Raw genomic sequence first — 26376 nt, forward strand, 5'->3', positions numbered from 1 at the left:
ATTCGGGAGGACAAGCCATGTCACCCGCCGCTCCCTGTACCGTCGTCGTCTTCGGCGGCACCGGCGACCTCGCCGTCCGTAAGCTCCTGCCCGCCCTCTACCTGCGCGATCACGACGGCCAGTTGCCGCCCGGCAGCCGGATCGTCGGCGCCGCGCGCGCCGGCCTCGACACCGACGGCTACCGCGACAAGGTCCGCGGCGAGCTCGCGCGCTTCGTACCCGCCCACCTGCTGGATGCCGGCACCCTCACGCGGTTCCTGGACCGCCTCGACTACGTGAGCGTCGACTTCGCAGGCGGGGACGACTGGTCCGCCCTGCGCGACGTCCTGGCCCCGGACTCCGTGCGCGTGTTCTACCTCGCTTGCGCCCCTTCGCTGTTCGGGCCGATCTCCCATCACCTCGCCCGGCACGGACTCGTCGAGCCGACGTCGCGGGTGGTGCTCGAGAAGCCCATCGGCCGCGACCTCGCGTCCGCCCGCGCGATCAACGACGCGGTCGGCGAGGTGTTCGACGAGTCGCAGATCTTCCGCATCGACCACTACCTCGGCAAGGAGAGTGTCCAGAACCTGCTGGTCACCCGGTTCGCCAACACCCTGCTCGAGCCGCTGTGGAACTCGACGTGGATCGACCACGTGCAGATCACCGTCTCCGAATCCCTCGGCGTGGGCACCCGCGGTGGCTACTACGACACCTCCGGGGCGCTGCGCGACATGCTGCAGAACCACCTGCTGCAGGTGCTGTGCCTGGTGGCGATGGAACCGCCGACGGTCGTCGACCGCGAGACCGTGCGCGACGAGAAACTCAAGGTGCTGCAGGCACTGCGGCCGATGACGCCCGACGACGTCGAAAGATTCACCGTCACCGGGCAATACGGACCCGGATTGGTCGACGGCGGTGCCGTGCCCGGGTATCGCGACGAGGTGGAGAACCCGGACAGCCGCACCGAGACCTTCGTCGCGGTGCGCGCGGAGGTGCGCAACTGGCGCTGGGCCGGCGTGCCGTTCTACCTGCGCACCGGCAAGCGTCTCGAGAAGCGCAGTTCCGAGATCGTGGTGCAGTTCAAGGACGTTCCGCACCCGATGTTCCCCCGGGCCGAGGGCGCCACCGAACCCAATCGCCTGGTGATCCGGCTGCAGCCCGACGAGGGCATCTGCCTGCACATGACCGCCAAGGAACCCGGGCCCGGCGGGATCCGCCTGCGTCCGGTGTCGCTGGATCTGAACTACGTGGACGCGTTCGACCGTCCGTCCCCCGACGCGTACGAGCGGCTGCTGATGGACGTGGTGCGGGGTGACCCGACCCTGTTCATGCGCCGCGACGAGGTCGAGACCGCGTGGGCATGGGTCGAGCCGATCCTGCAGACCTGGGACCGCACCGGCCGGGTGCCGCGCCGCTACCCGGCGGGTACGTCCGGCCCCACCGACGCGATCACCCTCATCGAGCGCGACGGCCGCGCCTGGTACGAAGGACCTTCCTCATGAGCCACGTCCATCCCGTTCTCGCCCGGGTCACCGACCGCATCGTCCGGCGCAGCCGGGCCGAGCGTGCCGCCTACCTCGAGCGGCTGCGCGCCGCCGCCGACAAGGGGCCTGCCCGCGGGCGCCTCGCGTGCGCCAACCTGGCCCACGGATTCGCCGCGGCCGAGCCCGCCGACAAGTCCGCGCTGCGCGGGCTGGTGAAGCCGAACATCGCGATCGTCTCGTCCTACAACGACATGCTCTCGGCGCACCGGCCCTTCGAGGAGTACCCGGCGCGGCTGAAGGCCGCGGTCCTCGAGGCAGGCGGCATCGCACAGTTCGCCGGCGGCGTCCCGGCCATGTGCGACGGCATCACCCAGGGCCGCGACGGCATGCAGCTGTCGCTGTTCAGCCGCGACGTCATCGCGATGTCCACCGCTATCGCGTTGTCGCACGACATGTTCGACGGCGCGCTCATGCTCGGGGTCTGCGACAAGATCGTCCCCGGCATGCTGATCGGCGCCCTGGGCTTCGGGCACCTGCCGACGGTGTTCGTCCCGGCCGGGCCGATGACGTCGGGGCTGCCCAACGGCGAGAAGGCCCGGGTGCGGCAGCTCTACGCGGAGGGCCGCGCCCGACGCGAAGACCTGCTCGAGGCCGAGGCCGCGTCCTATCACGGCGCCGGCACGTGCACGTTCTTCGGCACCGCGAACTCCAATCAGCTGCTGATGGAGGTGATGGGCCTGCACCTGCCCGGCGCGAGCTTCGTCAACCCGGGCACCGAGCTGCGGGACGCGCTCACCGACGAGGCCGCGCGCCGCGTCACCGGCCTCACCGCGCTCGGCTCCGCCTTCACCCCGGTCGGGGAGGTCGTCGACGAGCGGGCCGTCGTCAACGGCTGCGTCGCACTGCTCGCCACCGGCGGCTCCACCAATCACACGATGCACCTGGTGGCGATCGCGCGAGCCGCGGGCATCACGCTCACGTGGCGCGACCTGGCGGACCTGTCGGCCGTCGTGCCGCTGCTCGCCCGGATCTACCCCAACGGCGCGGCCGACGTGAACCACTTCCACGCCGCCGGCGGGCTCGGTGTCGTCGTCTCGGAACTGCTCTCGGCGGGCCTGCTGCACGACGACGTCACCACCGTCGCCGGCCCCGGTCTGCACCGGTACACGCAGGAGCCGCGGCTGCGCGACGGGACGCTGCAGTGGGAGACCGGGCCGTCCGAGAGCCTGGACCGCACCGTGCTGCGCGGCGTCGTGGACCCGTTCGCCGTGGACGGCGGGCTCAAGGTGCTCGACGGCAACCTCGGCGAGGCCGTGCTCAAGGTGTCCGCGGTCGCCCCGGAGCACCACATCGTCACCGCGCCGGCCCGGGTGTTCGACGACCAGGCCGACTTCCTCGCGGCCTTCGAGGCGGGCGAACTCGACCGCGACGTCGTGGCGGTGCTGCGTTACCAGGGTCCGCGCGCGAACGGAATGCCGGAGCTGCACAAGCTCACCCCCGCGCTGGGGGTGCTGCAGGACCGCGGGCGCCGGGTCGCGCTGGTGACCGACGGCCGGATGTCGGGCGCGTCCGGCAAGGTTCCCGCCGCCATCCACGTCACGCCCGAGGCCGCGGCCGGCGGCCCGCTCGCCCGCGTCCGCGACGGCGACCTGATCACCGTCGACGCCGTCGCCGGCTCGCTGTCCGTGCACCTGTCCGACGCCACACTCGCCGACCGCGTGGCGACCGGCCACGCCCCCACCGACGACGCCTGGACGGGCACGGGCCGGGAACTGTTCGCGGGCCTGCGGGCCGCCGTGGGCCCGGCCACCCTCGGCGCCAGCGTCTTCCAACCCAACCCCGCGTGAAGGAGACCCCGATGAGCCTGCTGGACGTGACCCCCGTCGTTCCCGTCGTCGTGATAGACGATGCCGCGGACGCGGTCCCGATCGCCCGGGCCCTCGTCGACGGCGGTGTGCCGATGATCGAGCTGACTCTGCGCACCCCGTGCGCCCTCGAGGCGATCGAGCGGATCGCCGCCGAGGTTCCCGAGATCACCGTCGGTGCCGGCACGATCGTCGAACCCGGCCAGGCCGCGCAGGCCGCGGCGGCCGGCGCGCGCTTCCTGGTGTCGCCGGGCGCGACGGAGTCGCTGCTGAAGGCCATGACCGACACGGGACTGCCCCACCTGCCGGGTGCCGCGACCGTCTCGGAGGTGCTGCTGCTCCTCGAACGCGGCTACCGCGAGATGAAGTTCTTTCCCGCGGAGGCCGCGGGGGGCACCCGGTTCCTCGCGTCCGTCCACTCCCCCGTGCCCGCGGCCCGGTTCTGCCCCACCGGCGGGATCTCGGTCGCAACCGCCCCCGACTACCTCGCGCTGCCCAACGTCGGCTGCGTGGGGGGCTCGTGGCTCACCCCCGCCGATGCGGTGCAGACCCGGGACTGGGCCCGGATCACCCGCCTCGCGCAGGTGACCACGAAACTACGCCTGGCCGAGGCGTAGGCCGACCGGGCTCGCCCCCGTCCTACTCGGACGCGACGGGGGCGAGCCCTCGTGCGTTGCTGGATGCGCGCGTTTCGCCGTCAGCCGCGACCAGCGCGCGTGACGCGCGCATCCGACCAGGCCGGTCGCAGATCTTCCGCGCCGGCCGGAGCGAGCGGAGCGCCGAGGGACGGTACCCTGGGCGGATGCGTGAGGACACCGACCACCCCGGCTCGCAGTCGTCGCTGCGGTCGGCCAATCAGCAACGGGTGGTTCGGGTTCTGCAGTCCGGTGGCGAACTCACCCAGGCGGAGATCGCCCGGCGCACCGGTCTGGCCCCGGCCACGGTGTCGAATCTGGTGCGGGAACTGACCACCAGCGGCCTGGTGGAGGTGGCCGCGGCCGAGCGCCCGGGCCAGCGGGGGCGGGCCGTGAAGCTCACCCGGTCGGCAGGCCTGGCCGTCGGAATCGATTTCGGGCACCGGCATCTCACCGTCGCCGTCGCCGACCTGTCGCACGAGATCCTCGCCGAGAAGCGGGTCGAGCTGGCGACCGGACATCGTGCCGAGGACGGGATAACAAGGGCCGGTGCGCTTCTCGACGACGCCCTCGTCGAACTCGGGTGCGGACGCGACGCCGTCGCGGCCGTCGGTATGGGCCTGCCCGCGCCGGTCGAGTCCGCCACGCACCGGATCGGCGGGCCGTCGATCCTGCCGGGCTGGGTGGGCGTCGACCCGGCCGCACTGGCCGCCGAGCGGCTCGCGCTTCCCGTCCACGTCGACAACGACGCCAATCTCGGTGCGCTGGCCGAGCACATCTGGGGTGCCGGGTGCGGCGTGGACGACCTGGCCTACATCAAGCTGTCCGACGGCGTCGGCGCCGGACTGGTGCTGGACGGGCGGCTGTACCGGGGCCGCGCCGGCACGGCCGGCGAGATCGGCCACACATCCCTCGACGAGTTCGGCCAGGTGTGCCGGTGCGGCAACCGCGGCTGCCTAGAGACGATGGTGGCCTCGCACGTGGTGATCGGGCTGCTCGAGCCGAGCCGGGGGCCCGGCCTGACGATCGCGGACGTGGTGGCACTCGCCGAGGCCGGCGACGCCGGGTGTGCCCGGGTGCTCGCGGACACCGGCCGCCACGTCGGGGTCGCGGCGGCGAGCCTGTGCAACCTGCTCAATCCGCAGCTCCTCCTGATCGGCGGCGAACTCGCCCTGGCGGGAGAGCTGCTGCTCGAGCCCCTGCGTCGCGCGATCGAGCGGTACGCGGTGCCCAGCGCCGCGCGCACCGTGCAGGTACGGACGGCGGCGCTCGGCGCCCGGGCCCAGGTACTCGGGGCGGTCGCCCTCGGACTGCGGGCGGCCAGCCCCCGCTGAAGATCATCTTCGAGGCTTCGGCGCCGACTCACGTCCAGAACTAGATTCAAATTCGAACATAAGTAGCGTCTCAAGACGCTTTTTTCATTCATTTCTTGACGACTGACGCCGCTTCGTCCTACTGTGGTCCAGCACACAGTTCGCGTGACCGCCGCCACTCGCCTCCCGGAACGGGACCGCCGCGGCCGGGTCCCGCCGCCCACGAGGAGTCCCATGAGCAACCACGTCGCGCTCCCGACCGTCCCCGACACCGGACCGGACACCGCCGGCGCCCCGGTGCCGGTCCGCATCGCCGCCATCGCCGCGCTCGGCGGCCTGTTGTTCGGCTTCGACAGCGCCGTCATCAACGGTGCCGTGTCGGCCATCGAATCCCGGTTCGCCGTCTCGTCCGCCGTCCTCGGCTTCGCGGTCGCCTCGGCCCTGCTCGGCGCGGCCGGCGGCGCCGTCCTCGCCGGCCGCATCGCGGACCGCTACGGCCGGCTCACCACCATGCAGGTCGCCGCCGCGATGTTCCTGGTCAGCGCGCTGGGCACCGGATTCGCCTTCAACGTCGAAACTCTCGTCCTGTTCCGCATCGTCGGCGGTGTCGGCGTCGGACTCGCCTCCGTCATCGCCCCCGCCTACATCGCCGAGATCTCCCCCGCCCGGGTACGCGGTCGCCTGGGATCGCTGCAGCAGCTCGCGATCGTCGTCGGCATCTTCGCCGCCCTGCTCGTCGACTACGCCCTCGCCGCCCTCGCGGGTGGCTCCCGCGAGGAACTGTGGTTCGGGCTCGAGGCGTGGCGCTGGATGTTCCTGTCCATGACCGTTCCCGCCCTCGTGTACGGATTCCTGACGCTCACCATCCCGGAGTCCCCGCGCTATCTCGTCGCGAAGGGCCGCATCGGGGAGGCCCGCGGCATCCTCGGCACGCTGCTCGGCGAGCAGGGCATCGACCTGCGCATCGAATCGATCCGCGCCACCCTCGGCCACGAGCGCACCCCGTCGCTGCGCGACCTGAGGGGACCCGCGCTGGGCCTGCTGCCCATCGTGTGGATCGGCATCGGGCTGTCGGTGTTCCAGCAGTTCGTCGGCATCAACGTGATCTTCTACTACTCCAGCATCCTCTGGCAGGCAGTGGGATTCGACGAGAACAGCTCCCTCGTCATCACCGTCGTCACGTCCGTGGTCAACATCGCCACCACCCTCGTGGCCATCGCGTTCGTCGACCGCATCGGACGCCGGCCCCTGCTGATCATCGGCTCGGCCGGCATGGCCGTCACCCTCACCACGATGGCCGTCGTCTTCGCCACCGCCTCCACCACCGTCGTCGACGGTGTGACCACCCCGCACCTGACCGGACTGCAGGGACCGATCGCGCTGATCGCCGCGAACCTGTTCGTCGTCGCGTTCGGCATGTCGTGGGGACCGGTCGTGTGGGTCCTGCTCGGCGAGGCCTTCCCCAACCGGATCCGCGCGGCGGCACTGTCGCTCGCCGCCGGCGCGCAGTGGGCGGCCAACTGGGTCATCACCGTGAGCTTCCCTGCCATGAAGGAACTGTCGCTGGGGCTGTCGTACGGCTTCTACGCCGTGTGCGCGGTGCTGTCGCTGCTGTTCGTCCTGCGCTGGGTCAAGGAGACCAAGGGCCGCGAGCTCGAGGACATGGACGCCGCCTGAATCCCGGGCACCCCGGTAACAGAACAGTCAGGGAGAGAACAGACATGGCACTGACCATCGGAATCGACGTGGGCGGCACCAAGGTCGCCGCCGGCGTGGTCGACGAACACGGCACCCTGCACGCCCGGCTCCGCCGCGCCACCCCGTCGGACGACCCCGCCCGCACCGAGGACGTCGTCGCCGACGTGGTCCGCGAACTCCGCGCCGCGCACGACGTGTGCGCGGTGGGCATCGGCGCCGCCGGATTCGTCGCGTCCGATCGCCGTACCGTGCTGTTCGCCCCCAACCTCGCGTGGCGCGGCGAACCGCTCGGCGAGGCCGTCGAGGCCGCGTGCGGGCTGCCGACCGTCGTCGAGAACGACGCCAACGCCGCCGCCTGGGGCGAGGCACGCTTCGGCGCCGGCCGGGGTGCCCGCACCGCGATCGTGCTCACCGTCGGCACCGGCATCGGCGGTGGTCTGATCATCGACGGCGCCCTGCACCGCGGAGCCTCGGGGCTGGCCGCGGAACTCGGCCATCTCAACGTCGAGCCGCACGGCCGTCGCTGCGGGTGCGGGAACCACGGCTGCTGGGAGCGTTACGCCAGCGGGCGGGCCCTGGTGCGGGAGGCGCAGGAGATCGCGAGCGTCTCGCCCGCGCTCGCCGGCCGGCTGCTCGAGCTGGCCGGCGGGCGCGCCGAGCAGATTACCGGGCACCACGTCACCACCGCCGCCCGCGAGGGCGACGCCGCCGCGCTCGAGTGCTTCCGCACGATCGGCACGTGGCTCGGGCACGGCATGGCGGACCTCGCCGCGTTCCTCGACCCGGAGGTGTTCGTCCTCGGCGGCGGTGTGTGCGAGGCCGGGGAACTGCTGCGCGGGCCCGCCGTCGCCACGTTCGCCCAGCGGCTGACCGGACGCGGGCACCGCCCGGCCGCCCCGGTGCGCCTGGCCGAGCTCGGCCCCGACGCCGGGATCGTCGGCGCCGCTGACCTGGCCCGGCGCCGCACGGATCTGTCGGCCACGCGCCTCGATCTCTCGGCCGCCGGCTGAGCACCCGCCCGGGTGGGGCGAGCGAATGTATCACCGACTCGGACTGAGGAGGTGAGCGATACATTCGCTCGCCGCACGCGGTCCACCGCGTAACACCGTCGTTACCGCGGTTAACCGTTCGCTTGACACGACGCCACTACCGTCGGCGGAGCCACGCGTATACAGCCGTGGATACAGACGACGGGAGTGTGCAGCGGTGGACGGACTCGAACGGCTCCACGCCTCGCTCGACGCGACGCTCGGGCCCGTCGACGCCGCGTACGCCACCGCCTATCCCGGGACGACACCGGCGCGGCAACCCGTGCACACCGTGTACGTGCCGGCCCACCGGTACGACGCGACGACCGTCGCCGAGTGGGGTGCACACGCCCGCCGGGCGCTCGACGAGAACTGCTCCGGCCCCGGCGACCTGGCCGGCGTGACGGGGATCGAACCGGAGCTCGCCGAACAGGTCCTACCGCTCGTGCGGGCCAAGCTCGGCACCGAGCCGATCGAAGATCTGCGCATCGACTTCGAGGACGGTTTTCCCCAGACGGACGTGCCCGGCCCGCACCGCGACACCGACGAGGACGCCCACGTCGCTCGGACCGCCACCGTTCTCGCGGGCAATCCCTCCGCCACCCCGTTCGTGGGGCTGCGCTTCAAGTGTCTCGAGCCCGCCACCCGCCGTCGCGGGATCCGCACGCTCGACGCCTTCGTCGGTGCTCTCGCCGAGAAGACCTCCGCTCCGGACGGTTTCGTCGTGACCCTGCCGAAGGTGACTGCACCCGAGCAGGTCTCCGCGATGGTCACCGTGTGCGAGCACCTCGAGCGTGCGCACGGGCTCGCCGTTCCCCTGCGGTTCGAGATCCAGATCGAGACCCCGCAGGCGATCTGCGGTCCCGACGGCACCGCGCAGGTGGCGCGGATGCTGCACGCCGCCGCGGGCCGTTGCGCGGGACTGCACTACGGCACCTACGACTACTCCGCCGCGTGCGGCATCGCCGCCGAATACCAGGCCATGGACCACCCCGTCGCCGACCACGCCAAGGCCACCATGCAGGTGGCCGCCGCCGGCACCGGCGTACCCCTGTCCGACGGATCCACCAACCGCCTCCCCGTCGGCACCCGCGAACAGATCCGGGCCGCGTGGGGCCTGCACGCCCGGCTGGTGGAGCGGTCGCTGCGCCGCGGGTTCTACCAGGGCTGGGACCTGCACCCCGCGCAACTGCCCACCCGCTATGCCGCGACGTTCGCGTTCTACCGCCGTTCGTTCCCCACCGCGGCGGCCCGCGTCGCCGCCTACCTGTCGCCGGGGCGTGACTCCGGCTATCTCGACGAACCCGCGACGGCCCGAGCCTTGGCCACATTCCTGCTCCGCGGCCTCGCCTGCGGAGCCCTCACCGAGACCGAGGTCCGCGACCGCGCGGAGACCACGCCGGACCGGCTGGCGCGGCTCGCGGGCCGACAGGAAGGACCCACCGGATGCCCACCGTGATCCGCACGCGACGCGCCGTCGTCGGCGACCGCGAACACCCCTGCTCGGTCGTGCTCCGGGACGGGCGCATCGCCGCGATCGGGGCCTACGACGCCCCTGCCCCCGCGGGCGCCGAGGAGGTTGTCCTCGCCGACGACGAGGCTCTTCTGCCCGGTCTGGTCGACACGCACGTGCACATCAACGACCCCGGCCGCACCGAGTGGGAGGGATTCGCGACCGCGACCCGCGCGGCCGCCGCGGGCGGCGTCACCACCGTCGTGGACATGCCGCTCAACTCCGTGCCGGCCACCGTCGACGTCGCTGCGCTGGAGGTCAAGAAGAAGGTTGCCGCCGAACAGATCTCGGTCGACGTCGGATTCTGGGGCGGCGCCGTGCCGGGCAACCTCGCCGACCTCGAACCGCTCTGGGACGCGGGCGTGTACGGCTTCAAGTGCTTCCTCGCCCATTCCGGGCTGGACGAGTATCCGCCGCTCGACCGGGAACAGATGCTCGCCGCGATGCGCACGATCGCGGGCTTCGGGGGCCTGCTCATCGTCCACGCCGAGGACGGGCCCACCCTCGACGCCCAGCCGCCGGCCGCGGGCCGCCGGTACGCCGGCTTCCTGCGGTCGCGTCCGCCGGCCGCGGAGTCGCGGGCCGTCGCCCAGGTGCTCGAGGGCGCCCGGGAAACGGGTTGCCGCACCCACATTCTGCACCTGTCCGACGCCGGGAGCCTGCCGCTGATCGCGCAGGCCAAGGCCGACGGCGTGCCCGTCACCGTCGAGACGTGCCCCCACTACCTGTCGCTGTTCAGCGAGGAGATCCTGGACGGTGCGACCCATTTCAAATGCTGCCCGCCGATCCGCGAGGCGAGCAACCGGGAAGACCTGTGGCGCGGCCTCGCCGAGGGCACGATCGACGCGGTGGTCTCGGACCACTCGCCGTGCGTGCCGGAACTGAAGAAGTTCGCGACCGGAGACTTCGCCGAGGCGTGGGGCGGCATCTCGTCGCTGCAGCTCGGCCTGCCGATCGTGTGGTCCCAGGCCAGGCGCCGCGGCCACACCCTGACGGAGGTGACCCGATGGATGGCCCGAGGCCCCCGCGACCTGGTGGGCATGACCGACCGGGGCGAGATCGCGATCGGCAACGTCGCGGACTTCTGCGTCCTCGCCCCCGACGACGCGTTCGTCGTCTTCCCCGAACGCCTGCACCACCGCAACGCCGTCACCCCCTATGCCGAGACCGCGCTTGCCGGGGTGGTCCGCGGGACGTGGCTCGGCGGCCGCCCCGTGGGCCGGACGCCGCGCGGGCGCCTGCTCGACCGTGAGAGGACGAACCCGTGACCGACCCCGCCTTCCTGCAGCTGCCCGACCTCGCGTCCCGGACCCTCGCCGGCTCCGTGGTGTACGCCAACGACGAACTGTTCGCCCAGCGGGAGAATCTCGTCACCCCGGAACCCCCGGCCTTCGACACCGGGGACTTCGGGCACAAGGGCAAGGTGTACGACGGCTGGGAGACCCGTCGGCGCCGCGAACCCGGCCACGACTTCGCGATCGTCCGGCTCGGGGTGCCCGGAGTCGTGCGCGGCGTGGTGATCGACACCGCATGGTTCACCGGCAACTACCCGCCGTTCGCCTCGGTGGACGCCGTCGAGACGGAGGGGTATCCGACACCGGACCAGCTGCTCGCGGCGCCGTGGCAGCCGATCCTCGACAAGGTGGCCCTCGCCGGGGACACCGCCAACACCTTCGCGGTCGACAGCGAATTCCGATGGACACACCTGCGGCTCAACATCTTTCCCGACGGCGGGGTGGCCCGGCTGCGGGTGCACGGCGAGCCCCGGCCCGACCCGGCGTTCCTCACCGGGACGATCGACCTCGCCGCGCTCGAGCACGGGGCCGACGTGGTGGACTGCTCGAACCGCTTCTACTCGTCCCCGCGCAACATCATCGCCCCCGGCCGGGCGCGGCACATGGGCGAGGGCTGGGAGAACGCCCGCCGCCGCGACGGCGGCAACGACCATGTGGTGGTGCGCCTGGCCGGGGAGGGCCACGTCGACCACGTCGAAATCGACACCTCGTACTTCGTCGGCAACGCCCCCGGGTGGGCACGACTGATCGGAATCCCGGACGGCGCAGCGCTCTCCGACGAATCCGCGTGGGTCGAGCTCGTGCCGCAGACGGCACTGCTGCCCGACTGCCGGCACCGGTTCCGCGTCGACGCGGCCGTGCCGTTGCGGCACGTGCGGCTCGACGTCTACCCCGACGGGGGCATCGCCCGGCTGCGCGTGCACGGGCGGTTGACGTCGCCTGCGGCGGAAATCTGACTTCCTGCGTGAACGACGGTGCAAGCAGCGGCACGCCGTCGAATGCGGTATCAACCAACTCGAGCAGAACCGGGCCGTGGCAACTCGATACGACAACTCGCCGTTCGCTACGCGTCTACCGTCCGCATCACCGCGACCAATTAGAGTATGTCTCATTTGGCCAGTTTCTTGAAGCAGGTCAGCGCAGCAGCGAGTTGGAGAAAGGCAGCGAAGTGCTCACCGTGACGTTCGTAGCGCATCGTCAGCCGGCGGTAGCCGCTCAGCCACGCCAGGGTGCGTTCGATCTTCCACCGGTACCGCCCGAGACGCTCGCTGCTGTCGACGCCACGGCGAGCGATCCGCGGGACGATGCCCCGCTGACGCAGCCACCGACGGTGCACGGGGTAGTCGTAGCCCTTGTCCGCCCGCAACCGGCCGGGTCGCCGGCGCCGCGGACCACGACGCGACCGGACCGCCGGGATCGCGGCCACCATGGGCTGCAGCATGACACTGTCGTGGGTGTTCGCCGAGGTCACCGCGGTGACGAGTGGGATCCCGTCGGCGTCGGTGAGGATGTGGATCTTCGAGCCGTTCTTGCCCCGGTCGACCGGGCTGGGACCGGTCAGAGAGCCCCCCTTTTCGCCCGGACGTGCGCGGCGTCCAGGATCGCCGCGGACCAGTCCAGGTCCCCGCCGGCGCCGAGTCGGTCGAGGATTTGGCGGTGCAGCTCGTCGAACACCCCGGCCTTTGCCCAGGCCGCGAAGCGGCGGTGCGCGGTCGGGACGCTGACCCCGAACGACGGTGGCAGGTGCCGCCAGGCGCAGCCACTGGTGAGCACGTAGACGACGGCGGTGAACACCGCCCGATCATCGAGCGCCGCCCGGCCGCCGCCCTGCGGCCTCGGCGAGAACCGAGGCAGCAGCGGTTCGACGATCTCCCACAACGCATCCGGCACCAACCGAGTAGACAACGCATCGACCACGCCATGCATCATGCCGTACACAGGATCCGACCCATACAAGACACGCTCTTAGTGGCTCCGGACGGACAACTGATGAAAAACGCCTAGAGTCTGGGGGTGCTCCGTTCGGCGGCTCGGGGCTGCGCCCGGCTACATCTTGGCGTATCTGGCCATGGCGAAGCTGTAGAGGCCGTAGGTGATGATGCCCACGCCGGCCGCGATGAGGAGGGCAGCTCCATAGGGTTGCGCCCCCACGGTTTTGAAGGCGCCGTCGAGTCCGGTGGCCTTACCGGGCTCGGATTGGCTGACGGCGAGAATCACCAGCAACCCGATGGCGGCGATGGCCAGACCTTTCGCGATGTACCCGACCATGCCCAGTCGTCGCACGAGAGGACTGGTGGTTCCTTCGAGGTCGTCGAGGAAGCTGCGACTGACACCCTTGTAGACGTGGTATCCGCCGACCGCGATGATGACCAGCGCCCCCGCGAGGAGGACGATCGTACCGGCGGTGGTCTGCATCAGGCGGGCCGTGATGCCCGCACTCTGCCCGCTGCTGGACTTGCCGCTGCCGCGGGCGAAACCGAACGCGGAAAATGCGAAAGCGAAGTAGACCACCGCCAGGGAAAGGGCCTTGAGACGATCGATCACCTCCGATTTCTTGCTGTCGGCGTCCGGTCGGGACGAACTGCCGAGCGCCGCTTCGGCGAGCCGCCACAGTCCCATGATTGCGAACGCGACGACGCCCACCCACAGCGCTGCGATGCCGCCCGGCTTTGCGGCCAGTTCCGTCATGGCGCCGGATTGGTCGGCGGTGCCGGCTGCGCCGCCGAGCGCGAGCCGGATGGCGATGTAGCCGATGATCAGGTGCACGATGCCGCTCACGACGAACCCCGCGCGGGCGAATCGTTCGAAGATGCTGTTCTGGGCCAGACGGCCCGCGGTGGAGGACGAGTTGGCGTACGACGGCGGCGAAGAGCTCGCGGCGGGTGCCGAGGAAGGGGTGGTGTCAGGCATGGCGATCGTCCCATGTTGGTGGTGGAATTCTCCGTCGGCGGGTGCGACGGTTCGTGGGCAGGGTGCGTAGGGCTGTCCGTAGCCCGATGCGGGAAGCCGGAGCACCTCCGCCCGTCTCACGCAAGGCACGGAATTTCAGTTCGGAGGCCGTCTCGGGGGCATCGTCGGCGGTCGCTCGCAGGAACCGGTCGGGCAGTGCGAGTTTGTGGATGGTGCGCAGCGTCAGCAGGTACTGCCGTGCAAGGGGACCGGTGGTGTAGGGCAGGTCGTACTTCTCGCACAGCGCTTGCACCCTGGTGGAGATTTCCGCATAGCGGTTGCTGGGGAGATCGGGAAACAGGTGATGCTCGATCTGGTAGCAGAGGTTGCCGCTCAGGAACGCCATCACCGGGCCGGCCCGGAAGTTGGCCGCGCCGAGCATCTGCCGCAGGTACCATTCGGCCCTCGTCTCGTTCTCGAGTTCGGCGAGGGTGAACTTCTCGGCGCCGTCGGGGAAGTGCCCGCAGAAGATCACCACGTACGCCCACACGTTCCGCACCAGATTCGCGGTCAGGTTCGCCGTCAGCGTTCGCCGCCAGCGGCGTCCGCTGAGGGCGGGAAAGAGCAGGTAGTCCTTGCCCGTCTGACGGGCGATCTTCCCGATCAGCGCTCGGAAGTGGGCGGATTTCTCGGCAGCGGTGCCGACGCGGTCCTGTTCGGAGTACAGGTCGTGCAGAGCGATGCCCCATTCGAACGTGGCTGCCAGCAACAGATTCCGCAGCGGTTGCAACAGATGTTCGGGCTTCCAGGGCTGGTCACGAGTGATGCGGAGGACACCGTAGCCGAGGTCGTCGTCCATTCCGACGATGTTGCTGAACATGTGATGGCGGTAGTTGTGGGAGTAGCGCCACTGCGACGAGAGGCCGGCCATGTCCCATTCCCAGTTGCTGGAGTGGATTTCCGGGTCGTTCATCCAGTCCCATTGACCGTGGGAGACGTTGTGGCCGATCTCCATGTTCTCCACACTCTTGGCCACGCCGAGCGCCGCCGTTCCGAGGACCCAGCCCACCGGGCCCCTGGTGCCGTAGATCACCAGCCGCGCAGCGGTATCCAGTAGCCGCTGGAGGCCGATGGTGCGGCGGATGTAGGCGGCATCGGCCTCACCGAGCGACTCGGTGACGTCATGGCGAATGCTGGTGAGCTCGTCGCTGAGTGCCTCGACGTCCTCGTCGGTGAGGTGTGCGTATTCCTTGATATCGGAGATGGCCATGGTGCGCTCCAGGTTCCGGACGAGCCCCACCCGGAACGCCGGGTGGGGGCGGCGCCCGGTGCGGCCTCAGGGCCGGGTCAGTAGTAGTGGCGTCGGCCTGCCACCGCGTGGCCCATCGACCCCATGATCGCCAGGACCACTCCGATGAGGATGAGCGCGACCCCGACATACAACAGGATGGGCAGGCTGATGACCACGCCGACGATGGCGAGGATGATTCCGAGAACGATCATGAGGACCAACTGATTTCGGGTTGTCTTGCTTGTGCGGACGGCAGCCGGTGCGCCGGGCAGCACACGGCGCACCGACGCGAGAAGCGGAATCTAGTGTTTGAAGGCGTCCTTGATCTTGGCGCCGGACTGCTTGAGGTTGCCCTTGACCTGGTCGGCCCGTCCTTCGGCTTCGAGGCTGCGATTCCGGGTGGCCCTGCCGAACACCTTCTTCACCGAGCCCTTGGCGGCCTCGGCCGAATGCGCGAACTTTGTACGCATACTCATGACGGGTTCATCTTCCTCTGGTGTTTCGCCGGCGCGGACGCGCCGGTCGTGGATGAATCGGTACCGGGCCGACCGTCAGTGTGTGACGCCGTGGCGCACGGTGGCTTGACCTGTTCGGTGACCGAACGGGTGTCGCCAGTCACGTCGCCCGTCGTGCTGGTCGCGGTGGTTCGTCCCGTGCGGTGTCCTGTCGACTGTATCCGGGTTCGCGGAGGCCATCTCGCGCTGTTCGGCGAGGCGGTCCCGATCCTGGTACGCATCCGCTGTTTCGCGGCGGGATTCTGTCAGGTCGTGGCGGGCGACACGGCCACGCCGGGAGGTGCGCCGGGCGCCGGCAAGGAGCATGCTGAGCCCGATGAGCCCTACTGCGCCGACGACGATGCCGTAGAGGAACAGCGTGCCGGTGGAGCCGGTGACGTGATAGCCGAACACGGCAAACCCGTCGGTCACGGCGTGCCCGTCACCGCTGTTGCTCAGCACGCCGGTGAGTCCGACAATCACGGCGGCGAGAAGGACGATGAGTCCGAAGATGATGATCATGGCGGCCTCCCGGGCCTACGTCGTGAGACTCAGTCAACGCCGAAATCCACCGTATGTCAACACTGTAGGTCTACTGCCAAGACCTACGGTAAAGGCCTACGGTGGGAGGCAATGAGTGAAGGAAGTGTTTGTGATGGCCAAGGCCCCCGCTGATCGCACGCCCCGCTCCGGCAAGGGTCGGGTCCCGGACGGCGGCCCGATCACCCGACAGCGAATCCTGACGGCCGCACTCGAGATCATCGACCGCGACGGAATCGACGCACTGTCCATGCGTCGCCTCGGCAAAGCCCTCGACCGCGACCCGATGACCCTCTACCGTCACGCCCCGAACAAGGCCGCTCTCCTCGACGCCGTCGCCGAGAACGTCCTCGAACAGCTCGAGGTCGACACCGACGACGGCGACTGGGTAACTCAACTCCGGGAGGTCGCCCGGGGCTTCCGCCGGTTGGCGCTCGACCATCCCCACGTTGTCCCGCTCCTGGTCACCCGGCCCCTGGCGACGCCCCTCGGACTGCGGCCGCTGGGAACACTGCGCCCGCTGGAAGACATCCTCACCTTGCTCACCCGGGCCGGCTTCACCGCGACTGATGCCCTGCACGTCTACCGGGCTTTGTTCGGATTCCTCCACGGTCACGTCCTCAGCGAGCTCCAGGAACTCGTCGAACGACCCGACGAGCACGACGATCTGCTACGCCTGGGACTGCACCGCCTACCGATCGGCGACTTCCCCCTCCTGCGCGGCCTCGCACCGGTACTGGCGTCCTACGACGGCGCCGCGGAACTCGAACGCGGCCTCGACATCCTGTTCACCGGACTCACCGCGACACTGACCTCCCTCGACGGCCCAGTCGCGCGGTGATCCCACGACGGCGAGTCGTCGGTCGATCGTCGCCGCGGGCATCCCCTGAGCAGGACGGTGGTCCCGTCGCGGATGTCCGGTTCCGGGAACGACCGCAACACGGGCACCAGATCGCTCAGGATCGGGGCCAGACGCTTGCCTGACGGCATCGCGAGCACCGCCCACCAAACACCAGCGCGGCCACAACCTTCGGTCCGAATTTCGGCGGCCGACGCACGGGGTCGCACCACCGTCGGTGTCAGTGTCGACCGCAAGGCCTTGCAGACATGGTCCCGATTCCGGCCGGTCGTGGCACACAACTCGACGAGGGAGCACATCAGGCCCGAGCCGGCCGGGTCGAGGCAGGGCCCCGGCTGCACGTCGAGGCAATGGTGCCTTTCCGGACTTCCGGAGCTCCGAAAGGACGCCACGGCAGCGGCGCTGCCATAGGCTCGCAGCATGACGGCATCGGCGGCGATCGGCTCACCGGAGGAGCTGGCGCGGGCGCTGGACACGACGGGCTATCTCGCCGACGACGGCCTCGCAACGGTCGCCTTCCTGGCGCTGCGCATGGGCCGCCCGCTGTTCTGCGAGGGGGAACCCGGCACCGGCAAGACATCGCTGGCCATTGCCCTCGCCGACGCGCTGGCCCTGCCGCTGATCCGGTTGCAGTGCCACGAGGGCATCGATGCGTCCCAGGCCCTCTACGACTGGGACTTCCCCCGGCAGTTGCTGCACCTGCGCACCCTCGAGGCCGCGAGCGGCGGCCACCTGGAGGCCGAGGAGGCGGAACGCTCGCTGTACACCGAGCGGTTCCTGCTGGCGCGGCCCCTGCTGCAGGCGCTCACCGACGCGCCGTGCGTGCTGCTCGTCGACGAGATCGACCGGGCCGACGACGAGTTCGAGGCGTTCCTGCTGCAGGTGCTGGACGAGAACGCCGTCACCATTCCCGAGCTCGGGCAGGTGCGGGCGCGGACGCCGCCGCTGGTGGTGCTCACCTCCAACCGCACCCGCGAGGTGCACGACGCCCTCAAACGCCGCTGCCTGTACCACTGGCTCGAACATCCCGACCTCGCGCGGGAGGTGGAGATCCTGCGCCGCCGCATCCCGGGCATCGCCGAACACCTCGCGGAGCAGGTCGCCCACGCGGTGCAGACCATGCGCGGGATGGATCTGCTCAAGCCGCCCGGCGTCGCCGAGTCGCTGGACTGGGCCCGAGCGCTGCGCGAACTCGACCGCGACGTGCTCGACGCGACGACCGCGGCCGCGACGCTGGGCGCCGTCCTCAAGTACCGGGAGGACCTCGACCGGGTGGTCCGCACCGGGCTCGACCGGCTCCTGACGGGGTGAGGCCCGCGATGACGACGGCCGCGGACGTCGGAGGTCCCCTCGTCGGGATCGCCGGGTTCACCCGCGCCCTCGCCGCGGCCGGCCTGCCCGTCGCCTCGGACGCCGCCGAGGCCTACGTGCGCGCCCTGCGCGAGATCGACCTCGGCGACCGCCGGCAGGTGTACTGGACCGGACGTGCCACCCTGTGCCACGACCCCGACGACATCCCCCGCTACGACCTCGCGTTCGAAAGCTGGTTCGGGGGAACGGCACCCGGCGTGACGTCGCCGCAGACCCGCACCCCGCGTCGGGCCCGCATCGCCGGACTCACATCCACGGGGGGTGACGAGACCGCCGGGGAGGGTCCGGAACTGCGGGTCGCCGCGGACGACGCCGACGTGCTCCGCCGTCGCGACATCGCGGAACTGTCCGACGCCGAGCGGGCGCACCTCGCCGAGCTGATCGCCACGCTGCATCCGCGACCGCCCACCCGCCCGGCGATGCGGCTGCGCCCGTCGCGCCGGGGCCGCATCGACCCGCGCCGCACGGTGCGCCGGATGCTCGCGGCCGGGGGCGAGCCCGTCCGGCCGAGCCGGCACGGCAAGGCGACCCGTGCGCGCCGGGTGGTGCTGCTGCTCGACGTCTCCGGATCGATGAGCCCCTACGCGGACGCGCTGCTGCGGTTCGCGCACGTGGTGACCCGCGCCGATCCCGCCCACACCGAGGTGTTCTCCCTCGGCACACGCCTGACGCGGCTGTCGCGCGCGCTGCGGGCCCGCGACCCGGAACTCGCCCTCGCCGCGGCGGGCCGGGCGGTCCCCGACTGGGCGGGCGGCACCCGGCTCGGCGAGACCCTGCGGGCGTTCCTGGACCGGTGGGGCCGTCGTGGGCTCGCGCGCGGTGCCGTCGTGGTGATCTTCTCGGACGGCTGGGAACGCGGCGATCCCGGCCTGCTCGCCGAGCAGCTCGCCCAGCTGCGCCGCCTCGCCCGCGCCGTGCTGTGGGTCAACCCGCACGCCGGGGCGGCCGGGTACGAGCCGGTGCAGTCCGGCATCGCGGCCGCCCTGCCGCATCTCGACCGTCTGCTCGCCGGGCACAGCCTCGCGACGCTGCAGGAACTGCTGGAGGAGGTCCACCGTGCGTGAGGTTCTCGACGAACTCGACCGTCGCTACCGGGCCGGCGACACCGTCGCCTTGGGAACCGTGGTCTCGACGTTCCGTTCCGCGCCGCGCGCACCGGGCGCGGCGATGCTCGTCGCCGGCGACGGCACCGTGACCGGCAGCGTCTCCGGCGGTTGCGTGGAGGGCGCCGTGTACGAGCTCGCCCAGCAGGTGATCGAGGACGGTGTGCCCGTGTTGCAGCGGTACGGCGTGTCCGACGACGACGCCTTCGCCGTCGGGCTCACCTGCGGCGGCATCATCGACGTGTTCGTCGAACGGGTGGACGTCGCCGGATTCCCCGAGCTGGGCGAGGTCGTCGCGTCGGTGCGGGCCGGGGAACCCGTCGCGGTCGCCACCGTCACCGAGCATCCCGATCCGGCGTGGGTTGGTCGGCGCATGGCGGTGTGGCCGGATCGCGCGCACGGGGCGCTGGGGTCGGCGCGGGCGGACGACGCCGTCGCCGACGACACGCGGGGTCTGCTCGCCGCGGGCCGGACCGCGACGCTGCACTACGGGCCGGACGGGCAGCGCCGCGGCGAGGGCATGTCGGTGTTCGTCCACTCGTTCCAGCCGCCGCCGCGGTTGCTGGTGTTCGGCGCCATCGACTTCGCGGCCGCCATGGCACAGCTCGGCTCGTTCCTCGGCTACCGCGTGACGGTGTGCGACGCGCGGGGCGTGTTCACCACCGCCGCCCGGTTCCCGGCCGCCGACGAGGTGGTCGTGGACTGGCCGCACCGCTACCTCGCCGCCGAGGCGGCCGCGGGGCGCGTCGACTCGCGCACGGTCGTCACGGTGCTCACCCACGACCCGAAGTTCGACGTGCCGCTGCTCGAGGTGGCATTGCGGCTCGACCTGGCGTACGTCGGTGCCATGGGGTCGCGGCGGACGCACGAGGACCGGTTGGCGCGCCTGCGCGAAGCGGGGATGACGGAGGACGAGCTGGCGCGGCTGTGCTCCCCGATCGGCCTGGATCTGGGGGCGCGCACTCCGGAGGAGACCGCGGTGTCGATCGCGGCGGAGATCATCGCGCTGAAATGGGGTGGCCGGGGTGAGCACCTCGCCCGCACCGAGGGCCCGATCCACGCCCACGAGGACAGCGCGGTTCCCGGGCAGTAGGAGCTGCCCGGGGCGGCCGCGCTCAGCCCTCGGCGACGACCCGGAACTTCTCGAGCGAGGTGTCGGTCGCGTCGGGAATCACCATCCCGGCGTTCACGCCGCTGCGCAGGTAGTCGACGACGGCGTCGTCGAGCCGCTCACCCGGCACGACGGCGGGAATGCCCGGCGGATAGGGGGTGATCTGCTCGGCCGCGATGCGCCCGGCGGCCCGGCCCGCGTCGACCATCTCCGCCCTGCCGAAGAACGCGTCGCGCGGCGACATCACCGAGTCGAGCTGCAGCTCGCCGGGGCTCGGCAGATACATCTTCGGCGGCGGATCGAACGACTCCGCGGCCTGCGACAGCGACTCGAGCGCCGCGACGAGCCGGTCCGTGGTGCCCTCGTCGTCCGCCATGGAGAGGGTGGCCAGGATGCGCCGGTGATCGGTCATGCCGAGGTCGAGCCGGCAGTGCTCGCGCAGCCAGTCGCTGCACTGATAGCCGGAGACGCCGAGTTCGCTCACGTCCAGGAGGATCTGCAGCCGATCGAGATCGTGCGAGGCCTCCTCGCCGAGCAACCGGTCCTCGAGGACGGTCGGCCCGTCGATCGCGGCGATCCGGTCGCGGGTACGCCGAGCCAGCTGCAGTGCGTCACCGAGCAACTCGGCGCCGTGCTCGACCATCTGCCGGCGCCACCCGTCGATGGCCGAGTAGATCATCACGTTCGGGCTCGTGGTCATCAGCAGGTCGGCACAGGCCGACAGGTGCGCCCCGTCCACCAGGTCGCCTTGTAGGTGGTACACCGATCCTTGCTCGAATCCGGCACCCATCTTGTGGACGCTGACCACGCAGATGTCGGCGCCGGCGTCCATGGCCCAGGTGGGCAGGTCGTCGTGGAACGGCAGGTGCGCGCCCCACGCCTCGTCGACGATGAGGGGCTTGCCCCGCTCGTGGCAGACCTTCGCGATGCCCTCGAGGTCCGCGCACGTGCCGTAGGGGCTCGGGCTGACGATCAGCGCGCCGGCCGCATCCGGGTACTTCTCCCACGTCGCGCGCACCTGGTCCGGCGACGGCGGATGGGAGAAGTGCATCTCCTCGTCCCACCGGGGTGTGATCCAGCGGGGCGTGACGCCGCTGAAGATCAGCCCGGCGACGATCGACTTGTGCGAGTCCCGGCCGACGAGCAGTCCCCCCGGATCGTTGCCCGCCACCGCCATCATCGCGGCCTTCACCGACAGGGAGCTGCCGCAGGTGGAGAAGAACGCCTGCTCCGCTCCGACCGCCTCGGCCATGAGCTGCTCGGCCCGCGACAGGTAGCCGTTGCCCGACTTCCGGTCGTCGAGGCCGCCCGAGGCGAGCACGTCCGAGCGGAACGTGTCGAGCCCGAGGACCTTCTTCACCCGCGGGTCGGCACCGCGGCCTTGGCGGTGGCCGGGCGGAGAGAAGCCGTAACGGTCGAGCCGGTGGTACTGATCCAGTGCATCCAGCAGGGGAGTTTCGGACTGATCCATGCCCGGGGGGTACCCCGCACGCGGACCGAAAATGCCCTGCCGCGGGTCGGCTTCGCGAGTCGGATTCCCCCGTCCCGCCGCCACCCGCGCGGGAACGAGGTTGTTCCGCCACCGATTCGGCGAATCGGCGTATTCGGTGGTCATCGTTGGAGCACAGTGTCAGTGAACACTTCTCGACGATCTTGGATCCCGGATGTTCCCGGCATTGGAGGCCCGATGCGCATCACTGTCACCGTCGACGGGACGACCTACACGGACGAGGTGGAACCGAGGCTGCTGCTCGTGCACTACCTGCGCGACCGGCTCGGCAAGGTCGGCACCGTGGTGGGCTGCGACACCAGCAACTGCGGTGCCTGCACCGTGCACCTCGACGGCCGCAGCGTCAAATCCTGCTCGGTGCTCGCCGTGCAGGCCGACGGTGCGGAGGTCACGACCGTCGAAGGCCTGTCCCGCGACGGCGTGCTGCACCCCGTCCAGCAGGCATTCCACGACAACCACGCACTGCAGTGCGGCTACTGCACGCCCGGCATGATCATGTCGACGATCGACCTGCTCGAGGAGAACCCCGATCCCGACGAGCACGAGGTGCGGCTGGGTCTCGAGGGCAACCTGTGCCGCTGCACCGGCTACCAGAACATCGTGCGGGCGGCGCTGGACGCGGCGCAGAAGGCCCGGGCCGCCGAACTGCAGACGGACAACACGACGGCAGGAGGCGGGCGATGACCAGCACCGTCGAACCCGAGATCGGCCAGTCGCGGCGGCGCAAGGAGGACGAGCACCTCGTCACCGGGCGCACCCGCTGGACCGACAACCTCGTCCTCCCCGGGATGCTGCACATGGCGATCCTGCGCAGCCCGTTCGCCCACGCCCGCATCACCTCGATCGACACGTCGGAAGCACGGCAGAGACCCGGCGTGGTGGCGGTGCTCACCGGCGCGGACGCCTCGCCGGAGCAGGGCAGCCTGCCGTGCGCGTGGGTGATCACCCCCGATATGAAGATCCCGCCCGCGCCGTCCCTGGCCGTCGACACGGTCAACTTCGCCGGGGAGGCCGTCGCCCTCGTCGTCGCGCGCAGCGCCTACGAGGCCCACGACGCCCTCGAGGCGATCGACGTGGACTACGACGAGCTGCCCGTGGTCCTCGACCTGGCGACCGCCGCCCGCGACGGCGCCGACCTCGTGCACCCGGACCTCGGCACCAACGTCAGCGCCACCTGGACGTTCGACTCCGCCGAGGCCGGCACCGGCGGCGACGTCGAGCAGGCCATCCGCGACGCCGAGGTCGTCGTCGAGCGCACGTTCCGGCAGCAGCGGCTCATCCCGGCGTTCATGGAACCGCGCTCCGTCGTCGTCGACCCGACCGGGCCGCAGATCACCGTGTGGTCGGCCACGCAGATCCCGCACATCCTCAAGATCATGCTGGCGATGACGCTGGGCATCCCCGAGCACAAGCTGCGGGTGATCGCACCGGACGTCGGCGGTGGTTTCGGCGGCAAGCTGCAGGTGACCCCGGAGGAACTGCTCGCACTGCTCGTCGCGCGCCGGCTCGGGAAACCGGTCAAGTACACCGAGACCCGCAGCGAGTCGATGGTCGCGGCGCATCACGGCCGCGACCAGATCCAGAAGCTCACCCTCGCCGCGCGCCGCGACGGCACCGTCGTCGGCCTGAAGGTCGAGCTGCTCGCCGACATGGGCGCCTACCTGAGGCTCGTCACCCCGGGCGTACCGATCCTGGGCGCGTTCATGTTCAACGGCATCTACAAGTTCGACGCCTACCACTTCTCGTGCACCAACGTGTTCACCAACAAGGTGCCCACCGACGCCTACCGCGGGGCGGGCCGGCCGGAGGCGACGTTCGGGATCGAACGGATCATGGACGAGCTCGCCGCCGAGCTGTCGATGGATCCGCTCGAGCTGCGCGCCAAGAACTGGATCCGGCACGAGGAGTTCCCGTTCGACACCGTCGCGGGCCTGACGTACGACTCGGGCAACTACGAGGCGGCCACCGCGAAGGCCCGCGATCTGTTCCGGTACGACGAGTTGCGCCGCGAGCAGGAGGAACGCCGCCGCCGGCAGGACCCGGTCCAGCTCGGCATCGGGGTGTCGACCTTCACCGAGATGTGCGGCCTGGCGCCGTCGCGGGTACTCGGCTCGCTCAACTACGGGGCGGGCGGCTGGGAGCACGCCGCGATCCGCATGCTGCCCACCGGCCGGGTGGAGGTGGTCACCGGTTCGTCGTCGCACGGGCAGGGCCACGAGACGGCGTGGAGCCAGATCGTCGCCGACCGGCTCGGAGTGCCGTTCGAGGACATCGAGGTGCTGCACGGCGACACGCAGACCTCGCCGAAGGGGTTGGACACCTATGGATCCCGGTCCCTCGCCGTCGGCGGTATGGCCGTGGTCAAGGCCGCGGAGAAGGTGATCGCGAAGGCCCGCCCGATCGCGGCGCACATGATGGAGTGCTCGGAGGACGACCTCGAGTTCGCCGAGGGCCGGTTCCGGGTCCGGGGTACCGAGAAGGCCGTGGGCATGAGCGACATCGCGCTCGCGGTGTTCACCGCGGCCGACCTGCCCGAAGGCATCGAGCCGAACCTGGATTCCGAGGCCACCTACGACCCGGACAACTTTTCGTTCCCGCACGGCACGCACCTGTGCGCCGCCGAGGTGGACACCGAGACCGGGCAGGTGCGCATCCGCTCGTACGTGTGCGTCGACGACGTCGGGCACGTCGTGAACCCGCTCATCGTGGAGGGGCAGGTGCACGGCGGCCTCGCCCAGGGCATCGCGCAGGCCCTGTACGAGGAGGCCGTCCACGACGAGTCCGGCACCCTGCTCAGCGGTTCGTTCGCCGAGTACCTGCTGCCGTCGGCCGCGGACCTGCCGACGTTCACCACCGACCGCACCGAGACCCCCGCCACCGGAAACCCGCTGGGCGTCAAGGGGGTCGGCGAGTCCGGCACGATCGCCTCCACGCCGGCGGTGGTCAACGCCGTCCTCGACGCCGTGCGCCACCTCGGCGTGCGGGACATCGAGATGCCGTGCACCCCGATGCGGGTGTGGCACGCCGTCGAATCAGCTCGGCAATCGGCTCAGGGAGGCGCCCGATGATTCCGTCGACGTTCGACTACGTCGCGCCCACCACCATCGACGAGGCCGTCGCCGCGCTGGCCGCGGCCGGGGAGGACGCCAAGATCATCGCCGGCGGGCAGAGCCTGATGCCGGTGCTGCGGCTGCGGTTGGCCGCCCCCACCACGCTCGTCGACCTCGGGCGCGTCCCCGACCTGCGGGGGGTGCGCGAGGACGGCGGCGACCTCGTGATCGGCGCGATGACCACCCACCACGACGTGATCCACGATCCGCTCGTGCGTGAACACGCGCGGCTGCTCGCCGAAGCCACGAGCACGGTGGCCGACCCGCAGATCCGGCACCGCGGCACCCTCGGTGGGGCCCTGGCCCACGCCGATCCGGCCGGGGATCTCGGCGCGCCGGTGCTCGCCCTCGAGGCCACCCTCGTCGCGGCCGGACCGTCGGGGCGGCGCAGCATCCCCGTCGCGGAGTTCTTCGACGACTACTTCACCACCACCCTGCAGCCCGAGGAGATCCTCGTCGAGGTGCGGATCCCCAAGCTCACGGGATGGGCGGCGCGGTACGAGAAGTTCAACCGGGTGGCCCACGCCTGGTCGATCGTCGCGGTCGCCGCCACCGTGCAGACGGACGGCGGCACGATCCGTCAGGCCCGGGTGGCGCTGACGAACATGGCGGCCGTGCCCGTGCGGGCGCACGCCGTCGAGCAGGCCCTCGTCGGGCAGCCCGCGACGGCGGACACCGTCCGTGCCGCCGCCGAGCAGGCCACCGAGGGCACCTCACCCATGAGCGACGGCAACGCCGACGCCGACTACCGCCGCCAGCTCGCGCGGGTGCTCACGCGCCGTGCCGTGGCAACGGCAGCGGACGTCGCCTGAGCACACACTGGAGACGAACCATGCAACTCGAACACCACATGTCCGTGCCGGCACCCATCGACGAGGTGTGGACGGCACTGCTCGACCCCGAGAAGGTGGCACCCTGCATGCCCGGCGCCACCCTCACCGGCGTCGACGGCAACACCTTCACCGGCACGGTGAAGATCAAGATGGGACCGGTACAGCTGCTGTACAAGGGCACCGGGGAGTTCGTCGAGACCGACGAGCAGGCCCGCCGCGCGGTCATGGAGGCCGCCGCGAAGGACTCGCGCGGCAACGGCACCGTGAACGCGACGTTCACGATCACCCTCGTCGGCGACGGCGACCGCACCGAGGGCACCGTCGTGACCGACCTGTCCATCACCGGCAAGCCCGCCCAGTTCGGGCGGGGCATGATCTCCGACGTCGGCGGCAAGATCATCGAGCAGTTCACGGCGTGCCTGGCGGACAAGCTCGGTGGCCCGCCCGAACTAGGC

General features: G+C 70.9%; 24 protein-coding genes. 17 read left to right on the top strand and 7 right to left on the bottom strand.

Annotation, left to right across the window (positions count from 1 at the left end; genetic code table 11):
* Positions 1–17: 17 nt before the first annotated feature.
* The 9 genes from zwf to alc all read left to right on the top strand — a co-directional run bounded on the left by zwf (position 18) and on the right by alc (position 11766).
* Positions 18–1481, top strand: coding sequence for a glucose-6-phosphate dehydrogenase (gene zwf / locus G6039_RS05030; protein WP_029546630.1), 1464 nt, complete (start codon positions 18–20; stop codon positions 1479–1481).
* Positions 1478–3310, top strand: a complete 1833-nt coding sequence (gene edd, locus G6039_RS05035; protein WP_043799981.1) for a phosphogluconate dehydratase — start codon at positions 1478–1480, stop codon at positions 3308–3310. Before zwf ends, edd begins: the two co-directional genes overlap by 4 nt.
* Positions 3311–3321: 11 nt before the next feature.
* A complete protein-coding gene (gene eda, locus G6039_RS05040) occupies positions 3322–3945 on the top strand; it encodes a bifunctional 4-hydroxy-2-oxoglutarate aldolase/2-dehydro-3-deoxy-phosphogluconate aldolase (protein WP_043799984.1) in 624 nt (207 codons plus the stop codon).
* 185 nt (positions 3946–4130) lie between these two features.
* Positions 4131–5297, top strand: a complete 1167-nt coding sequence (locus G6039_RS05045; RefSeq protein WP_006944105.1) for an ROK family transcriptional regulator — start codon at positions 4131–4133, stop codon at positions 5295–5297.
* Between the two features lie 213 nt (positions 5298–5510).
* Positions 5511–6953, top strand: coding sequence for a sugar porter family MFS transporter (locus G6039_RS05050; RefSeq protein WP_006944106.1), 1443 nt, complete (start codon positions 5511–5513; stop codon positions 6951–6953).
* Between the two features lie 44 nt (positions 6954–6997).
* Entirely contained in the window at positions 6998–7984 is a 987-nt protein-coding gene (locus G6039_RS05055; protein WP_006944107.1) for an ROK family glucokinase, read from the top strand.
* A gap of 196 nt (positions 7985–8180) precedes the next feature.
* Positions 8181–9461, top strand: a complete 1281-nt coding sequence (locus G6039_RS31195; RefSeq protein WP_029546632.1) for a DUF6986 family protein — start codon at positions 8181–8183, stop codon at positions 9459–9461.
* The gene (gene allB / locus G6039_RS05065; RefSeq protein ID WP_043799987.1) at positions 9449–10783 is read left to right on the top strand and encodes an allantoinase AllB; all 1335 of its coding nucleotides are present in this window, start codon (positions 9449–9451) and stop codon (positions 10781–10783) included. The genes G6039_RS31195 and allB overlap by 13 nt, the downstream gene beginning before the upstream one ends.
* The gene (gene alc / locus G6039_RS05070; protein WP_043799990.1) at positions 10780–11766 is read left to right on the top strand and encodes an allantoicase; all 987 of its coding nucleotides are present in this window, start codon (positions 10780–10782) and stop codon (positions 11764–11766) included. Before allB ends, alc begins: the two co-directional genes overlap by 4 nt.
* A 152-nt stretch (positions 11767–11918) precedes the next feature.
* Here alc and G6039_RS05075 read toward each other — a convergent pair.
* The 6 genes from G6039_RS05075 to G6039_RS05100 all read right to left on the bottom strand — a co-directional run bounded on the left by G6039_RS05075 (position 11919) and on the right by G6039_RS05100 (position 16006).
* A protein-coding gene (locus G6039_RS05075) for an IS5 family transposase (protein ID WP_206530751.1) occupies positions 11919–12736 on the bottom strand; the annotation gives its coding sequence in 2 pieces (ribosomal slippage) (positions 11919–12377 and positions 12380–12736; 816 coding nt in all).
* A 120-nt stretch (positions 12737–12856) separates the two neighbouring features.
* Complete coding sequence (locus tag G6039_RS05080; protein WP_043796796.1) at positions 12857–13720, bottom strand: DUF1206 domain-containing protein; 864 nt, start codon at positions 13718–13720, stop codon at positions 12857–12859.
* Complete coding sequence (locus tag G6039_RS05085) at positions 13713–14969, bottom strand: fatty acid desaturase family protein (RefSeq protein ID WP_043796798.1); 1257 nt, start codon at positions 14967–14969, stop codon at positions 13713–13715. Before G6039_RS05085 ends, G6039_RS05080 begins: the two co-directional genes overlap by 8 nt.
* Positions 14970–15046: 77 nt before the next feature.
* Entirely contained in the window at positions 15047–15202 is a 156-nt protein-coding gene (locus G6039_RS05090) for a DUF6131 family protein (RefSeq protein ID WP_164528060.1), read from the bottom strand.
* A gap of 90 nt (positions 15203–15292) precedes the next feature.
* Complete coding sequence (locus tag G6039_RS05095; protein ID WP_170914042.1) at positions 15293–15460, bottom strand: CsbD family protein; 168 nt, start codon at positions 15458–15460, stop codon at positions 15293–15295.
* Positions 15461–15541: 81 nt separating this feature from the next.
* Positions 15542–16006 carry an APC family permease gene (locus G6039_RS05100; protein WP_043796800.1) on the bottom strand — a complete coding sequence of 155 codons (465 nt, stop codon included), beginning with the start codon at positions 16004–16006 and terminating at the stop codon, positions 15542–15544.
* A gap of 133 nt (positions 16007–16139) precedes the next feature.
* Between G6039_RS05100 and G6039_RS05105 the strand changes: the two genes are divergently transcribed.
* The 4 genes from G6039_RS05105 to G6039_RS05120 all read left to right on the top strand — a co-directional run bounded on the left by G6039_RS05105 (position 16140) and on the right by G6039_RS05120 (position 20450).
* A complete protein-coding gene (locus G6039_RS05105; RefSeq protein ID WP_043796804.1) occupies positions 16140–16865 on the top strand; it encodes a TetR/AcrR family transcriptional regulator C-terminal domain-containing protein in 726 nt (241 codons plus the stop codon).
* Between the two features lie 438 nt (positions 16866–17303).
* Positions 17304–18194, top strand: coding sequence for an AAA family ATPase (locus G6039_RS05110; RefSeq protein WP_043796805.1), 891 nt, complete (start codon positions 17304–17306; stop codon positions 18192–18194).
* Positions 18195–18202: 8 nt separating this feature from the next.
* Positions 18203–19318 carry a vWA domain-containing protein gene (locus tag G6039_RS05115; RefSeq protein WP_006944118.1) on the top strand — a complete coding sequence of 372 codons (1116 nt, stop codon included), beginning with the start codon at positions 18203–18205 and terminating at the stop codon, positions 19316–19318.
* Entirely contained in the window at positions 19311–20450 is a 1140-nt protein-coding gene (locus tag G6039_RS05120) for an XdhC family protein (protein ID WP_006944119.1), read from the top strand. Before G6039_RS05115 ends, G6039_RS05120 begins: the two co-directional genes overlap by 8 nt.
* A 22-nt stretch (positions 20451–20472) precedes the next feature.
* On the opposite strand, the gene G6039_RS05125 is transcribed toward G6039_RS05120, so the two are convergent.
* Positions 20473–21939, bottom strand: a complete 1467-nt coding sequence (locus G6039_RS05125) for an aminotransferase class I/II-fold pyridoxal phosphate-dependent enzyme (protein WP_006944120.1) — start codon at positions 21937–21939, stop codon at positions 20473–20475.
* A gap of 216 nt (positions 21940–22155) precedes the next feature.
* Here G6039_RS05125 and G6039_RS05130 point away from each other — a divergent pair, with 216 nt between their 5' ends.
* The 4 genes from G6039_RS05130 to G6039_RS05145 all read left to right on the top strand — a co-directional run.
* Positions 22156–22662, top strand: coding sequence for a (2Fe-2S)-binding protein (locus G6039_RS05130; RefSeq protein WP_006944121.1), 507 nt, complete (start codon positions 22156–22158; stop codon positions 22660–22662).
* Positions 22659–25046: a xanthine dehydrogenase family protein molybdopterin-binding subunit gene (locus G6039_RS05135; RefSeq protein WP_043796808.1), complete on the top strand. Its 2388-nt coding sequence runs from the start codon at positions 22659–22661 to the stop codon at positions 25044–25046. The genes G6039_RS05130 and G6039_RS05135 overlap by 4 nt, the downstream gene beginning before the upstream one ends.
* Entirely contained in the window at positions 25043–25900 is an 858-nt protein-coding gene (locus G6039_RS05140; protein WP_043796811.1) for an FAD binding domain-containing protein, read from the top strand. Before G6039_RS05135 ends, G6039_RS05140 begins: the two co-directional genes overlap by 4 nt.
* A gap of 20 nt (positions 25901–25920) precedes the next feature.
* Positions 25921–26376 (top strand): SRPBCC family protein (locus G6039_RS05145; protein ID WP_164528061.1); only part of this gene is annotated, 456 nt, incomplete at its 3' end.

The organism is Rhodococcus aetherivorans (assembly GCF_011058165.1).
Taxonomy (GTDB): domain Bacteria; phylum Actinomycetota; class Actinomycetes; order Mycobacteriales; family Mycobacteriaceae; genus Rhodococcus; species Rhodococcus aetherivorans.

Coding starts and splice junctions, on each gene's coding strand:
- zwf (WP_029546630.1), top strand. CDS start 18: ATGTCACCCGCCGCTCCCTGTACCGTCGTCGTCTTCGGCGGCACCGGC.
- edd (WP_043799981.1), top strand. CDS start 1,478: ATGAGCCACGTCCATCCCGTTCTCGCCCGGGTCACCGACCGCATCGTC.
- eda (WP_043799984.1), top strand. CDS start 3,322: ATGAGCCTGCTGGACGTGACCCCCGTCGTTCCCGTCGTCGTGATAGAC.
- G6039_RS05045 (WP_006944105.1), top strand. CDS start 4,131: ATGCGTGAGGACACCGACCACCCCGGCTCGCAGTCGTCGCTGCGGTCG.
- G6039_RS05050 (WP_006944106.1), top strand. CDS start 5,511: ATGAGCAACCACGTCGCGCTCCCGACCGTCCCCGACACCGGACCGGAC.
- G6039_RS05055 (WP_006944107.1), top strand. CDS start 6,998: ATGGCACTGACCATCGGAATCGACGTGGGCGGCACCAAGGTCGCCGCC.
- allB (WP_043799987.1), top strand. CDS start 9,449: ATGCCCACCGTGATCCGCACGCGACGCGCCGTCGTCGGCGACCGCGAA.
- G6039_RS05080 (WP_043796796.1), bottom strand. CDS start 13,720: ATGCCTGACACCACCCCTTCCTCGGCACCCGCCGCGAGCTCTTCGCCG.
- G6039_RS05085 (WP_043796798.1), bottom strand. CDS start 14,969: ATGGCCATCTCCGATATCAAGGAATACGCACACCTCACCGACGAGGAC.
- G6039_RS05090 (WP_164528060.1), bottom strand. CDS start 15,202: ATGATCGTTCTCGGAATCATCCTCGCCATCGTCGGCGTGGTCATCAGC.
- G6039_RS05095 (WP_170914042.1), bottom strand. CDS start 15,460: ATGCGTACAAAGTTCGCGCATTCGGCCGAGGCCGCCAAGGGCTCGGTG.
- G6039_RS05100 (WP_043796800.1), bottom strand. CDS start 16,006: ATGATCATCATCTTCGGACTCATCGTCCTTCTCGCCGCCGTGATTGTC.
- G6039_RS05105 (WP_043796804.1), top strand. CDS start 16,140: ATGGCCAAGGCCCCCGCTGATCGCACGCCCCGCTCCGGCAAGGGTCGG.
- G6039_RS05110 (WP_043796805.1), top strand. CDS start 17,304: ATGACGGCATCGGCGGCGATCGGCTCACCGGAGGAGCTGGCGCGGGCG.
- G6039_RS05115 (WP_006944118.1), top strand. CDS start 18,203: ATGACGACGGCCGCGGACGTCGGAGGTCCCCTCGTCGGGATCGCCGGG.
- G6039_RS05125 (WP_006944120.1), bottom strand. CDS start 21,939: ATGGATCAGTCCGAAACTCCCCTGCTGGATGCACTGGATCAGTACCAC.
- G6039_RS05130 (WP_006944121.1), top strand. CDS start 22,156: ATGCGCATCACTGTCACCGTCGACGGGACGACCTACACGGACGAGGTG.
- G6039_RS05135 (WP_043796808.1), top strand. CDS start 22,659: ATGACCAGCACCGTCGAACCCGAGATCGGCCAGTCGCGGCGGCGCAAG.
- G6039_RS05140 (WP_043796811.1), top strand. CDS start 25,043: ATGATTCCGTCGACGTTCGACTACGTCGCGCCCACCACCATCGACGAG.